This is a genomic window from Streptomyces sp. E2N166, from assembly GCF_003671715.1.
Classification (GTDB): Bacteria; Actinomycetota; Actinomycetes; order Streptomycetales; family Streptomycetaceae; genus Streptomyces; species Streptomyces thinghirensis.
In genome coordinates this window covers 49,111-62,300 of sequence record NZ_RAIF01000032.1, presented here as the reverse complement: position 1 = coordinate 62,300, position 13,190 = coordinate 49,111, and the positions used below count along the sequence as shown (strand labels likewise).

Sequence of the window (13,190 nt, the reverse complement as noted above, 5' to 3'; positions counted from 1 at the left end):
CTTCCCGACCTCCCGCTGTCCAGCCGCGACCCGACGTGTCCGGGCGCCCTCGGCACGGGAGGCCGCACTCGGGCAGCAGGCCCCCCACCGCTACCAACACCCTGCCGTTCGCGGGGTTACGGGTTGCCCGAAGATCCATGCCGGGGCGGGCGGCCGTCGTCACCGCGCGAGGCGCTCAGGGAGGCCGGCCGGCCAACAGGCGAACGCCTCCGACGAGGAGGCCGGGCCCGGCAGGATCCCCCGCCGGGCATACCGCCGTACCGCGGGGTCGGTGCCGGACCCGCGCATGGATGCCGACCAGGTCAGACGCCTTGTATCCGAACCGTTGCCGTTCCGTCGGAACTCCCCCACAGCGAACGAATAGTGTGTGGTGCCGTTCCAGGGCAGTTCACCATAGGGGGAATCACCAGCATGCGATCCATACGGCCGTCGTTCACCACGCGCGGGCACAGGCGCGGGCGGCGCAGAAACTCCCCCGTGCCGGTCGCCGTGGCGCTCGTCTCGGCACTCGCGCTCACCGCCACCGCCTGCGAGTCCGGCGACCCCGAGGCGGGCGGCGACGCCTCGGCCTCCGCGTCCGCCGCGGACGGCGGCAACGGCGAGCTCCGGATCCCGGACCACATCAAGGACAAGCTCAAAGAACACGGGATCGACGTCGACGAGTGGAAGAACGGCGCCTGGAAGAACTGGAGCAAGGACGACTGGCTGCGTGAGGCGCAGGACTACGTCAACCCGATCATCGAGGACCTGTGGGACCCGGACCGCATGCGGGACGCCCAGGAGCCGGACCAGGAGGTCGACGACAGCGACCTCTCCGGTGACCAGGGCGTCACCGACCCGGAGCCGCAACCGGTGCGGGCGCAGGACGTGCCGCCCAAGTACCACGACAGCGCCGCCACCGCCGGCAAGCTGCTCTTCGACTCCCCTCAGGGCTCGATGGTCTGCTCGGCCACGGTCGTGGCGGACCCGGCCAACCCGGGCAAGTCCAACCTGGTCTGGACCGCCGGCCACTGCGTGCACGCGGGCAAGAAGGGCGGCTGGTACCGCAACATCGCCTTCGTGCCCTCGTACAACGACGCCGGCAAGTCGACCGCGGAACTGCAGAACGCCACCAAGGAGGAGGTCGCTCCGTACGGCGTCTGGTGGGGCGACTGGGCGCAGACCTCGGACCAGTGGATCGAGCAGGGCGGCGCGACGGGCGGTGACGGCGCCTCGTACGACTACGCCGTCATCCATGTGACGCCGGAGAAGGGCAGCGACGGCAAGTCCCTGGAGGAGACGGTCGGTGACGCGCTTCCGGTGGACTTCGACGCGCCCGCGGTGCCCCAGGTGAAGAGCCTCAAGGCGATCGGCTACCCGGCCGCAGCGCCGTACGACGGCCAGAAGCTGTACCAGTGCGAGGACAAGCCCGGCCGGCTGTCGATCGGCACCTCCGACCCGACGATGTACCGCATCGGCTGCACCATGACCGGCGGTTCGTCCGGCGGCGGCTGGGTCGCGGCCGGTTCCGACGGCAAGCCGGCGCTGGTGTCCAACACCTCGATCGGCCCGGTGACGGCCGGCTGGCTGGCCGGTCCGCGGCTGGGCGAGGAGGCCAAGGGTGTGTTCGACGCGGTGAGCGGCAAGTTCGCCGGCCAGTGACCGCACGCTGAGGCGCACCGCCTCGTCTCGGAGGGCGGTGGGGTGCCTCGGGCCCGCCCGGCACCCCACCGAGCCTTCGGTGACGTGCGTATGTTCCACATCCGTATGCTCCGCATTCCGCGTGTTCCGCATCGCACGTTCCGAATCCGTTCCGCATCCATACGTTTCAGCAGCTGTACGTTTCAGCATTCATACGTTTCAACGGGGGTCGACCCACCATGCGTTCCGCACCAACGCCCGCCGCTCCACGGCGCCGGCGGCGCACCGCGCCCGCTGCCACCGGCCTCGTCGCCGCCCTGGCGCTCGCCGCGACCGCCTGCGGCGGCTCGGAGAAGGACGAGGCCGACGCCAAGCCCAGCGGTGGCACTTCGCAGGCCGCCGACGCCGACGGTGGCGGCAAGGCCGAGGTCCCGGCCGGCCTCGCGGACCGGCTCGAGGAGCACGGCATCGACGTCGACCAGTGGAAGGACGGCGGCTGGAAGAACTGGGACAAGGACAAGTGGCTCACTGAGGCCAAGGACTTCGTCAACCCGGTGATCGAAGGCCTGTGGAAGCCCGACCGGATGCAGTCCGCGACCGAGGCCGACAAGACCGTCACGACCAAGGACACCGCCGCCGACCAGGGCGCCACCGACCCGGAGCCGGCGCCCGTCGAGGCCGTGGCCGAGAAGACGCCGTACCACGACAACGCCGCCCCGGTCGGCAAGGTCTTCTTCGACTCCCCTGAGGGGTCGATGGTCTGCTCCGGCACCGTCATCAAGGACGCGAACAACCCGGGCAAGTCCAACCTGGTCTGGACGGCCGGCCACTGCGTGCACGCCGGCGGCAGCGGCGGCTGGTACCGCAACATCGCCTTCGTGCCCTCGTACAACGACCTCGACAAGTCCGAGGCGGAGCTGGCGGGCGCGACGACCACTGAGATGGCCCCGTACGGCACCTGGTGGGCCGACTGGGCCTCGACCTCCAACCAGTGGATCCAGGGCGGCGCGAAGGACGGCGGCGACGGCGCCGCGTACGACTACTCGGTGCTGCACGTGAAGCCCGAGCAGGGCAGCAAGTCCCTGGAGGAGACGGTCGGCGCCGCGCTGGAGGTGGACTTCTCCGCCCCCTCCGCGACGGAGGTCGCCAGCATGGGCGCCTGGGGCTACCCGGCCGCCGCGCCGTACAACGGCCTGAAGATGTTCAAGTGCGTCGACCGGCCCGGCCGGCTGTCGCTGAGCCCGTCGCTGCCGACGATGTACCGCATCGGCTGCACCATGACCGGCGGTTCGTCCGGTGGCGGCTGGTTCCGGGTGGTGGACGGGGAGACCAAGCTGGTCTCGAACACCTCGATCGGCCCGCTGGAGAACACCTGGCTGGCGGGTCCGCGGCTGGGCCGGGAAGCCGAGGCGATGTACCAGAACATGAGCAAGACGTACGGCGGTCGCTGACACGCACGCGCACGCGTCGAGGGCCCGCCCCCTGTCGGCAGGGGGCGGGCCCTCGACGTCGCTGTGCGCCCGAACGTCAGGCGAGCGGGGCCGGAACGAACGGCGTGAGTTCCGCCGCCAGTTCCTCGTGCACCCGCACCTTGAGCAGGGTGCCCTCCGGGATGTGCTCCTCGGAGATCACCTCGCCCTCGTCATGGGCACGGGCGACCAGCTTGCCGCGGGTGTACGGCACGAGCGCCTCGATCTCCACCGAAGGACGCGGCAGCTCGTTGTCGATCAGCGCGAGCAGCTCGTCGATGTTCCGGCCGGTGCGCGCCGAGACGGCGATCGACCGCTTCTCGACCCGCAGCAGCCGCTGGAGCACCAACGGGTCGGCCATGTCGGCCTTGTTGATCACGACGATCTCGGGTACGCCGGTGGCGCCGACGTCCCTGATCACCTCGCGCACGGCGGCCAGCTGCTCCTCCGGAGCCGGGTGCGAACCGTCCACCACGTGCAGGATCAGGTCGGACTCGCCGACCTCCTCCATCGTGGAGCGGAACGCCTCGACCAGGTGGTGCGGCAGGTGCCGGACGAATCCGACGGTGTCCGCCAGGGTGTACAGCCGTCCACTCGGCGTCTCCGCGCGGCGCACGGTCGGGTCGAGGGTGGCGAACAGCGCGTTCTCCACCAGCACGCCCGCGCCCGTGAGGCGGTTGAGCAGCGAGGACTTGCCCGCGTTGGTGTAGCCGGCGATGGCGACGGACGGCACCTTGTGGCGCTTGCGCTCCTGGCGCTTGATCTCGCGGCCGGTCTTCATCTCCGCGATCTCACGGCGCATCTTCGCCATCTTCTCGCGGATCCGGCGCCGGTCCGTCTCGATCTTGGTCTCACCGGGGCCGCGGGTGGCGAGGCCGCCGCCCTTGCCGCCGCCCATCTGGCGGGACAGCGACTGACCCCAGCCCCGCAGCCGCGGCAGCATGTACTGCATCTGCGCGAGCGCTACCTGCGCCTTGCCCTCTCGGGACTTGGCGTGCTGGGCGAAGATGTCCAGGATCAGGGCCGTACGGTCGATGACCTTGACCTTGACGACGTCCTCGAGGTGGATCAGCTGTCCCGGGCTCAGCTCACCGTCGCAGATGACGGTGTCCGCACCCGTGTCGAGGACGACGTCCCGCAGTTCCTGGGCCTTGCCGGAGCCGATGTAGGTGGCGGCGTCGGGCTTGTCGCGGCGCTGGATGACGCCGTCGAGCACGAGCGCGCCCGCCGTCTCCGCGAGGGCGGCCAGCTCGGCGAGGGAATTCTCCGCGTCGTGCACGGTGCCCGACGTCCAGACGCCGACGAGGACGACCCGCTCCAGGCGGAGCTGGCGGTACTCGACCTCGGTGACGTCCTCGAGCTCGGTGGAGAGGCCCGCCACGCGGCGCAGCGCCGCACGGTCGGAGCGGTCGAACTGCTCGCCGTCCCACTTCGGGTCGGTGTCCTGGCTCCAGGCGACGTCCTCTTCCATCAGGGCATCGGCCCGGAGGCCCTCGGGATAGGTCTGCTCGAGACGCTTGGTGTCCTGGGAGGGGGAAGAAGAGGAGGTCATTGGATCCTTACGCAGCTGGGAATGGAATCGTGCGCGGCACTGACACCGCCACACTCCGCACAACGCACGAGCCGCCGGGGAGATTCCCGCGGCCCCTGCCGTGCCGTCCCGAAGATGGTCGCACGGCACGAGCCGTCTCGTCACCGGCTTATTCCCCGTGCGCCTCCCCGGTGGCGGCCGCCGGCACCTGGTCGGTCGCCGCCGGCTTCCAGTCGGGGTGGCCGGGCATGGGCGGGGTCTTCTCGCCGTACAGCCAGGCCCGGAAGAAGTCGTCCAGGTCGCGGCCGGAGATCTCGGAGGCGAGCCGGACGAAGTCGGCGGTCGTCGCGGTGGCGTCCTGGTGGCGGGTGACCCAGGCCCGTTCGAGGCCCTCGAAGGCGGGGCGGCCGATCTCCTGGCGCAGGGCGTAGAGCACGAGGGCGGCACCGTCGTACACGTTCGAGCGGAAGATCCCGGTCTTGCTGCCGTTCTTCGGCGGCTTCGGCGCGGCCGGCGGTCCGCCCGCCGTGCGCCAGCGGTCGGAGGCGCCGTAGGCGGCCTTCATGCGCGCCGCCATGGGCTTGTCCGCGGTCTCCTCCGCGTACAGCGCCTCGTACCAGGTGGCGTGTCCCTCGTTGAGCCACAGGTCGGACCAGGTGCCCGGGCTGACGCTGTTTCCGAACCACTGGTGGGCCAGTTCGTGCACCATGATCGACTCGACGTACCACGCGGGGTAGCCGGGCTCGGTGAACAGCTCCCGCTCGAAGAGGGAGAGCGTCTGGGTCTCCAGTTCGAAGCCGGTGGTGGCGTCTGCCATGAGCAGGCCGTACGTCTCGAAGGGGTAGCGCCCGACCTTGTTCTCCATCCAGGCGATCTGGTCGGGGGTCTTCTCCAGCCATGGTTCGAGCGCCGCGCGGTGCTTCGTCGGCACCACGTCCCGGACGGGGAGTCCGTGCGGGCCGGTGCGGTGCAGGACCGTGGAGCGGCCGATGGACACCTGGGCCAGCTCCGTGGCCATGGGGTGCTGGGTGCGGTACGTCCAGGTGGTCGCTCCGCCGGCCTGGGCCACCTCCGTCGGCAGGCCGTTGGCGACGGCCGTGAGCCCGTCGGGGGCGGTCACGCTGATGGTGAAGCGCGCCTTGTCGGAGGGGTGGTCGTTGCAGGGGAAGACCAGGTGTGCGACATCGGCCTGGTTGGCCATGGCGAGGCCGTCGGCGGTGCGCACCCAGCCGCCCTGGCGGTCCTCCGGGTACACGGGGTCGCTGCTGTGCCGCACGGTGATCCGCGTCCGGTCGCCCTCGTCGAGCGCGTCCTCCGGCGTGACGACGAGGTCCTCGCCGGCCGTGGCGAAACCGGCGGGCTCGCCGTCGACCAAGACGGAGTCGACCTTGCCGTGGGCGAAGTCGAGGTTGACCCGGTCGAGGTCGGCCGTCGTCCGGGCGTCGATGGTGGTGACGGCCTTCAGCGGCTCGCTGTTGTCGCCGGAGTAGGTGAAGGACAGGTCGTAGGCCGTCACGTCGTACCCGGGGTTGCCCAGATGCGGGAAGAGGCGGTCGCCGACGCCCAGGGGGGTCGGCGGAGCGCTCGCGGCGACCAGGCAGACGGAGACGGCCGAGGCGAGCAGCGCCGCGGCCCGGAACCGGCGGCGGGACCACGCGCGGGACCGCGGAGTCGGGGTGTGAGGGGTGTGCAGCATCCCCCACGGCTATCAGCGCGCGCGGACGCCGCGGCGACGGCGCGCGCCCGGAGCACCCGAACGGGTACGTTCGGGCGGCCGACGCCCCGCCCGGACACGGCCGGCGCGGACCCGACCGGTCCGCGTACGACCGGCGCGGACCCGAGCGGTCCGCGTACGACCGGCCCGAACTCGACCCGCTCGCGTACGGCCCGTCCGGACATCACCGGTCCGCGTACGGCTCAGACTCCCGTGCTCTGCGGCTGCGCTCTGCTCACGTCGTACACCCCGGCCACGTCGCGCATCGCGCGCATGAGGGCGGGCAGTCGCGCGGCGTCCGGGAGCAGGACCGTGTAGGTGTGGCGGACCCGCTGCCGGTCGGGGGGTTCGACGGTCGCGGAGACGATCTCGGCGCCTTCGACTGCCATGGCCTCCGTGAGGTCGGCCAGGAGGTGCGGGCGGCCGAACGATTCGGCGAGCAGTGTGACCCGGCACTGCGTGCTCTCCCCCCAGCGCACACCTACCTCCGCGCGCCCCGCGCTCTTCATCCGCGCCACGACCGCGCACTCCGCGCGGTGGACGGTCACCACTCCCCCGCGCACAGCGAAGCCGGTGATCTCGTCGGGTGGTACGGGGGTGCAGCAGCCGGCCAGCCGTACGGTCGCGCCCGGCGGGTCGACGAGGACGTCGGCGGAGGCGGGACGGGCGGTCGGCCCGTCGGACACCGGGCGCGAGACGGGTGTGTCGCCGGCGGCGGGGCCCCGGGACGTCTCCTCCGCTTCGGCGGGCGGCTGCGTGGGGTGGGCCGCGAGCCGGCGCTGGATGGCGATCCGCGCGGCAGGCGTGTGGGCGTGCTCCAGCCACTCCCTGGAGGGCTCGGAGGCGGGGTCCTGGCCCATCAGGAGCTGCACGGTGTCGCCGTCCCGCAGCACCGTGCTCATGGTCGCCAGGCGGCCGTTCACCAGGGCGCCCATGCACGCGTGCGCGTCCTCGCCGTACTGGGCGTACGCGGCGTCCACGCAGGTCGCGCCCTCGGGCAGACCGAGGGTGCCGCCGTCGGGCCGGAAGACGGTGATCTCGCGGTCCTGGGCGAGGTCCGCGCGGAGGGTGGACCAGAACGTGTCGGGGTCGGGGGCGCCCCGCTGCCAGTCGAGCAGCCGGGAGAGCCAGCCGGGCCGGGTCGGGTCGGCGCGCTCACCGTCGCCCGCGGTCTGCTCCTCCGCCGGCGGGGCGTAGGGATTGCCGAGCGCGACGACACCCGCCTCGGCGACCTTGTGCATCTGGTGGGTGCGGATGAGGACCTCGACGACCTGGCCGTCCTGTGCGCGGGCCACCGCGGTGTGCAGCGACTGGTACAGGTTGAACTTGGGTACGGCGATGAAGTCCTTGAACTCCGATACGACGGGCGTCATGCAGGTGTGCAGTTCACCGAGGACGGCGTAGCAGTCGGCGTCCTCCTGCACGAGCACCAGGAGGCGGCCGAAGTCCGCGCCGCCGAGCGGGCCGCGCTTGCGGGAGACACGGTGCACGGAGACGAAGTGGCGGGGCCGGATGAGGACTTCGGCGGTGATGTCGGCCTCGCGCAGCACCTTGCGCACCTCGTCGGCGACCGCGGTGAGCGGGTTGTCCGCGCGGGCGGCGTTCTCGTCGACCAACTCCCGCGTGTGCGCGTACTCCTCGGGATGCATGACCGCGAAGACGAGGTCCTCCAGCTCGGACTTGAGCGCCTGCACGCCGAGCCGTTCGGCGAGCGGGATGAGCACGTCCCGGGTCACCTTGGCGATGCGCTCCTGTTTCTCCCGGCGCATGACGCCGAGGGTGCGCATGTTGTGGAGCCGGTCGGCGAGTTTGATCGACATCACGCGGACGTCGTTGCCGGTGGCGAGGAGCATCTTGCGGAAGGTCTCGGGCTCGGCGGCGGCGCCGTAGTCGACTTTCTCCAGCTTGGTGACGCCGTCGACGAGGTAGCGGACCTCGGCGCCGAACTGCTCGCCGACCTGGTCGAGTGTCACCTCGGTGTCCTCGACGGTGTCGTGGAGGAGGGAGGCGGTGAGCGTGGTGGTCTCCGCCCCGAGCTCGGCGAGGATCAGGGTCACGGCGAGGGGGTGGGTGATGTACGGCTCGCCGCTTTTCCGCGTCTGGCCGCGGTGCGAGGACTCGGCCAGCACGTAGGCGCGGCGCAGCGGGTCGAGGTCGGCGTCGGGGTGATGGGCGCGGTGTGCCTCGACGACGTGGCCGATGGCATCGGGCAGCCGGCCGCGGGTGGCGGAGCCGAGCATGGCCGCGCGGCCCAGGCGGCGCAGGTCGATCCGAGGGCGGGCCTTCCTGCGGGGCGGCGCCGCCGGCGCGACGGCGCCGTTGACCGCGGGCGTCACAGGGCCTGGGCTCGCTGGGTTCACGGCCTCCGCATTCATGGGCACCTCCGGCTGCACGGACCGGCGGACGGGGTATCCCGGGGCGGACACGGCTCAGGGGATGGTGTTGGTCCCCCGTCCGGGCCGGTGCTTGATGCTATCGAGCCCATCACCTACGGCCGACCGCCTCCCGCCGAGCGTGAAACGGATCACCCATTCGAGCGATGGTCCGAGGGTTTACGTTTTCGCACTGAGTGTCATGGACCGGGCTGTGGTTCACCCGGTCGTGGTTCGGGCGAGTACCCCTTCCAGCCATGCGGAGTCGAATTCTCCCGTGGCGACGATCACGGCGGGGCCCGTCATCTCGATCTCGCCGTCGGGGCGCTCGGTGATCACCAGGGTGCCGCCGGGCACGTCGACCGTGTACGTCGCAGGAGCCCCGGTGACCGCCGGGTCGACGCCGTCCCTGCGGGCGGTGGCGACGGCGACGGCGCACGCGCCCGTGCCGCAGGAACGTGTCTCCCCGGAGCCGCGCTCGTGCACGCGCATCGCGACGTGGCGGGGGCCGCGGTCGACGACGAATTCGACGTTGACGCCGTCCGGGTAGGCGGTGGCCGGCTCGTGGGCCGGCGGGGAGTACAGGTCGCCCGCGTGGGCGAGGTCGGCGACGAAGGCGACCGCGTGCGGGTTGCCCATGTTCACGTTCCGCGCGGGCCAGCTGCGCCCGTCGACACTCACCACGACGTCGCCCTCGGGAAGTAGCGCGCGGCCCATGCCCACGGTCACGTCGCCGTTCTTCGCGAGGTGAACGCGCTTCACGCCGCCGCGCGTGGCGATGGTGAGATCGCCCTCGGTGGCGTGCCCGGCGCGCTGAAGACAGCGCGCGAAGACCCGCACGCCGTTGCCGCACATCTCCGCGACCGATCCGTCGCCGTTGCGGTAGTCCATGAACCACTCCGCCTCGGCCGCCATGTCCTTGGCCTCGGGGTGCGCCGCGGACCGCACCATGTGCAGCAGTCCGTCGCCGCCGATGCCCGCGCGGCGGTCGCACAGGGCGGCGACGGCCGCCGGGGGCAGGTCGATGGCGTTCTCCGGGTCCGGGACGATCACGAAGTCGTTCTCGGTGCCGTGACCCTTGAGGAAGGCGATCCGCGTGCTCATTCCTCGATCGTACGGGGTCGGCACGACGGGACGGCGAGGCAGTGAAGGAGGGGCGGACGTGCTCGGACCCGGGCACGCGCACGCGGGCCCCGCGCCAGTGGGCTCGTGTCAGCCCCGCAGGCGGGCCACCCGCCACACGGCGAGGACGACGACGGCCGCGACCGCCAGGGCGTACACGAGGATCATCCGCCAGTCGGCATGGCGCCCCGATCCGCGCTGCGGGAGACCCGGCCAGGTGTAACCGACCCGGCGGGCGGCCATCATGCCCCAGCCGGCCGCGCAGGAGCAGATCAGCAGCCCCAGCATCGCGATCACCGCGCCGCTGTCGCCGAAGTCGAAGGCGAGCGGGAAGGCGAACATCAGCGAGCCGACCGCGGCCAGACACACGATGGGCGCGAGCTGCCAGATGCGCATCCGTCGCTGCGGACGCAGCTCGACCTCGACCTCGTCCCCGTACATCTCGTCGGGCTCGGGGCCGTCGGCCGCCACACCCTCCGGCGTCTCTTCGGGGCCGTCGGGGCTCAGACCGGCTCCGTCCGGCTCCGGTCCGCCGTGGTCGGCGGTGCCGTGCTCGGTACTCGGTGCGGTGTCGCGAGGGCCGGCCTCCATCGCCACGCGCCCTCCCAACTAGGACTCACTCGGTCGATCGAAGCTCGATGATGGCACGCCGCCGAAGGCCCGGATGACGGCCGGGGCGTCCCGATGCCATCACGTGATCAGGCTGTAACCGGTCGTTCGACCAACGACAGGGCGAGCCGCGGAAGTTCCGTGCGATCCGCCACAGCCCCACTCAACCAGTGCACCCGCGGATCGCGCCTGAACCACGAATCCTGACGGCGCGCGAAGCGTTTGGTGGCACGGACGGTCTCGGCCCGCGCCTCGTCCAGCGTGCACTCCCCGGCGATCGCCGCGAGCACCTGCTGGTAGCCGAGCGCGCGCGACGCCGTACGCCCCTCGCGCAAGCCCTGCGCCTCAAGTGCGCGTACTTCCTCGACCAGACCCGCCTCCCACATCCGGTCGACGCGGTGGGCGATGCGCTCGTCCAGCTCGGGGCGCGCCACGTCGACGCCGATCTGCACGGTGTCGTAGACGGAGTCGTGGCCGGGGAGATTGGCGGTGAAGGGCCTGCCGGTGATCTCGATCACCTCCAGGGCGCGCACGATCCGGCGCCCGTTGCTGGGCAGGATGGCCCGCCCGGCCTCCGGGTCGGCGGCGGACAGACGGGCATGCAGCGCCCCGGGGCCCCGCTCTGCGAGCTCCTCTTCCAGCCGGGCCCTGACCTCGGGGTCGGTGCCGGGGAACTCCAGGTTGTCGACGGCCCCGCGGACGTAGAGGCCGGAGCCGCCGACGAGGACCGGCCAGCGCCCTTCTCCGAGCAGCGTGTCGATCCGCTCCCGCGCGAGCCGCTGGTACTCGGCGACGGACGCGGTGACCGTCACGTCCCAGATGTCGAGCAGGTGGTGCGGGACGCCACCGCGCTCCTCGGGCGTCAGTTTGGCGGTGCCGATGTCCATCCCACGGTAGAGCTGCATGGAGTCGGCGTTGACGACCTCGCCGCCGAGCCTCTCGGCCAGGAAGACGCCCAGATCGGACTTTCCGGCCGCGGTGGGTCCGACTACGGCGATGACGCGGGGGGCGGGGGGTGCGCTGCTCACCGCACCAGTCTCGCAAACCTCTCGCCCGGCCCTCGAACGAGTTACGTGACGGTGCGGAGCCGGGATCGTTGCCCGTTGCGAGGTTCCCGCGCCCCGGACCACCGGGGCCATGGCCCCGGCCACGCAAACGGACGCACCGGATGCCGCGGGATTTCGCCCGCACGAGTAACGTATGGAGTTGATATGGGCGTTTTTGCACGGCTTTTTCGGAGGTCGAAGACCACGGAGGAGGCGCCGGCCACCGCGACGTCGGCCGATACCCCGGAGCCCGAGCGTGCGGCGGATGCGAACGCGGCAGAGGCCGTGGAATCGACGGAAGCCGGGCCCCGGGCCACGGCACAGCCCGCGGAGGCCGGCGAGTCCGCCGAGTCCGCCGGGGCCGACGAGTCCGCCGACTCGGAGAGCGTCGGCATCCCCAAGCAGCAGTCCGCCGGGGAGGCCGTCGACAACGAGGCCGACAAGGGCGCCCGCACCTGACCGCCCCGTGAGGGAAGGCGAACCATGGGTCTGCTGGACAACTTGAAGGCCAAACTGGGACCGGCGAAGGGCAAGGTCTCCGACCTCGCGCAGCAGCACGGGGACAAGATCGATCGCGGTCTCGACAAGGCGGCGAAGACCGTCGACGAGAGGACCAAGGGCAAGTACAGCGACCGGATCAAGACGGGCACGGGCAAGGCGAAGGGCGCCGTGGACCGCCTCGCCCACAAGGACGCTGACGGCATGAGCCGCGGCGGACACACTCCCGGTACCACCCCGGGTGGTCCCACCCCGGGTGGCCCGACCTCGGGCGGCACCCCGCCGGCCGGGCCGCCTCCGGCTTCCTGACCCGGGCCCCGCGCGCCCGGCGCGCGGGCGGGGCGCTGGGCACCGGCACAGCGGCGGACGGTCACGAGCGGATCAGCTCCGGGCCGTCCGCCGGCTCGTGCGTGGCGGATGTCCCGCGCCCGCCGCCGTCCGCCGGCTCCTTCGTGACTGACCTCCCGCGGCCGCCCTCCTACGACCAGGTCGCCACGACGTACCCCACCCCGTACGGCGCGTCCTCGTACAGCAGCGTGCCGGCGAGAGCCGTGCCCTCGGCCGCACCCGCGAGGACCTGCCAGGGCGCCCGGCCGGACACCTTCAGTTCGCGGGCCAGCGCGGCGTCCAGCGCCGCGAGGGCGGTCACGTCCGCCGCTCCCAGCGCGCGCCCCACCTCCGCGTCGAAGGGAGCCGCCCGCTCGTCGAGGTACCCGGGAGCCTTGAGCGTGCGGCACGCGCTGGCGTCGCCCAGCACCAGCAGCGCGATCCGCCCGGCCCGCGCGGCGACGTCCCGGCCCAGCGCCGCGCAGCGATCGGCGGGAAGGGCCTCCCCCACACCGATGCCCTCGACGGGGGCGTCGGCCCAACCGGTCCGTTCGAGCAGCCAGGCGCCCACTGCGAACCCGTACGGCAACTCACGACCGGTCCGCTCCGGCTCCGAACCACGGTCCGGGCCCAGGCGCACGTCCAGATCCACGCCGAACCCGCGGAACGAGCCCCGCGTGCCCTGCGGATAGACCTCGGGCCCGGTGCCGTCGGCGGGCCCGACCACCACGAGCCGGTCGGGCCGGGCCGCGGCGAGCACACCCAGCGTGTCCGCGCAGGCGGCACGCGCGACGTCCAGCTCGGGTGCGGCGCCCGCGGCGACCTCTGGTACGAGGAGCGGCGGGCAGGGGCAGACAGCGGCGGCGACAAGCATGATCGGCA

Annotated in this window: 11 protein-coding genes; 4 read left to right on the top strand and 7 right to left on the bottom strand. The window is 72.2% G+C overall.

Annotated elements, in window-relative coordinates:
• The first annotated feature begins 411 nt into the window (after positions 1-411).
• Together EBH09_RS27375 and EBH09_RS27370 are read left to right on the top strand one after the other, a co-directional pair.
• Complete coding sequence (locus EBH09_RS27375; RefSeq protein ID WP_121749617.1) at positions 412-1,641, top strand: hypothetical protein; 1,230 nt, start codon at positions 412-414, stop codon at positions 1,639-1,641.
• A gap of 218 nt (positions 1,642-1,859) precedes the next feature.
• On the top strand, positions 1,860-3,071 hold the full coding sequence (locus EBH09_RS27370) for a hypothetical protein (protein WP_121749616.1): 1,212 nt from the start codon (positions 1,860-1,862) through the stop codon (positions 3,069-3,071).
• A 76-nt stretch (positions 3,072-3,147) separates the two neighbouring features.
• Here EBH09_RS27370 and hflX read toward each other — a convergent pair whose 3' ends face one another.
• The 6 genes from hflX to miaA all read right to left on the bottom strand — a co-directional run bounded on the left by hflX (position 3,148) and on the right by miaA (position 11,465).
• Positions 3,148-4,641, bottom strand: coding sequence for a GTPase HflX (hflX, locus tag EBH09_RS27365; protein ID WP_121749615.1), 1,494 nt, complete (start codon positions 4,639-4,641; stop codon positions 3,148-3,150).
• 148 nt (positions 4,642-4,789) lie between these two features.
• Complete coding sequence (locus EBH09_RS27360; RefSeq protein ID WP_121749614.1) at positions 4,790-6,316, bottom strand: M1 family metallopeptidase; 1,527 nt, start codon at positions 6,314-6,316, stop codon at positions 4,790-4,792.
• A 221-nt stretch (positions 6,317-6,537) separates the two neighbouring features.
• Positions 6,538-8,709 (bottom strand): HD domain-containing protein, encoded by a 2,172-nt coding sequence (locus EBH09_RS27355; protein WP_121749613.1) that lies wholly within the window; start codon positions 8,707-8,709, stop codon positions 6,538-6,540.
• Positions 8,710-8,925: 216 nt separating this feature from the next.
• On the bottom strand, positions 8,926-9,810 hold the full coding sequence (gene dapF / locus EBH09_RS27350) for a diaminopimelate epimerase (protein ID WP_121749612.1): 885 nt from the start codon (positions 9,808-9,810) through the stop codon (positions 8,926-8,928).
• A gap of 108 nt (positions 9,811-9,918) precedes the next feature.
• Positions 9,919-10,419, bottom strand: coding sequence for a hypothetical protein (locus EBH09_RS27345; RefSeq protein WP_193776566.1), 501 nt, complete (start codon positions 10,417-10,419; stop codon positions 9,919-9,921).
• 107 nt (positions 10,420-10,526) lie between these two features.
• Positions 10,527-11,465, bottom strand: coding sequence for a tRNA (adenosine(37)-N6)-dimethylallyltransferase MiaA (gene miaA, locus EBH09_RS27340; protein WP_121749610.1), 939 nt, complete (start codon positions 11,463-11,465; stop codon positions 10,527-10,529).
• Positions 11,466-11,768: 303 nt separating this feature from the next.
• Here miaA and EBH09_RS39980 point away from each other — a divergent pair, with 303 nt between their 5' ends.
• Positions 11,769-11,942 carry a hypothetical protein gene (locus EBH09_RS39980; protein WP_345940957.1) on the top strand — a complete coding sequence of 58 codons (174 nt, stop codon included), beginning with the start codon at positions 11,769-11,771 and terminating at the stop codon, positions 11,940-11,942.
• Between the two features lie 24 nt (positions 11,943-11,966).
• Complete coding sequence (locus EBH09_RS27330; RefSeq protein WP_121749608.1) at positions 11,967-12,290, top strand: antitoxin; 324 nt, start codon at positions 11,967-11,969, stop codon at positions 12,288-12,290.
• Positions 12,291-12,459: 169 nt separating this feature from the next.
• On the opposite strand, the gene EBH09_RS27325 is transcribed toward EBH09_RS27330, so the two are convergent.
• Positions 12,460-13,182: a class III extradiol dioxygenase subunit B-like domain-containing protein gene (locus EBH09_RS27325; protein ID WP_121749607.1), complete on the bottom strand. Its 723-nt coding sequence runs from the start codon at positions 13,180-13,182 to the stop codon at positions 12,460-12,462.
• Between the last annotated feature and the right edge of the window lie 8 nt (positions 13,183-13,190).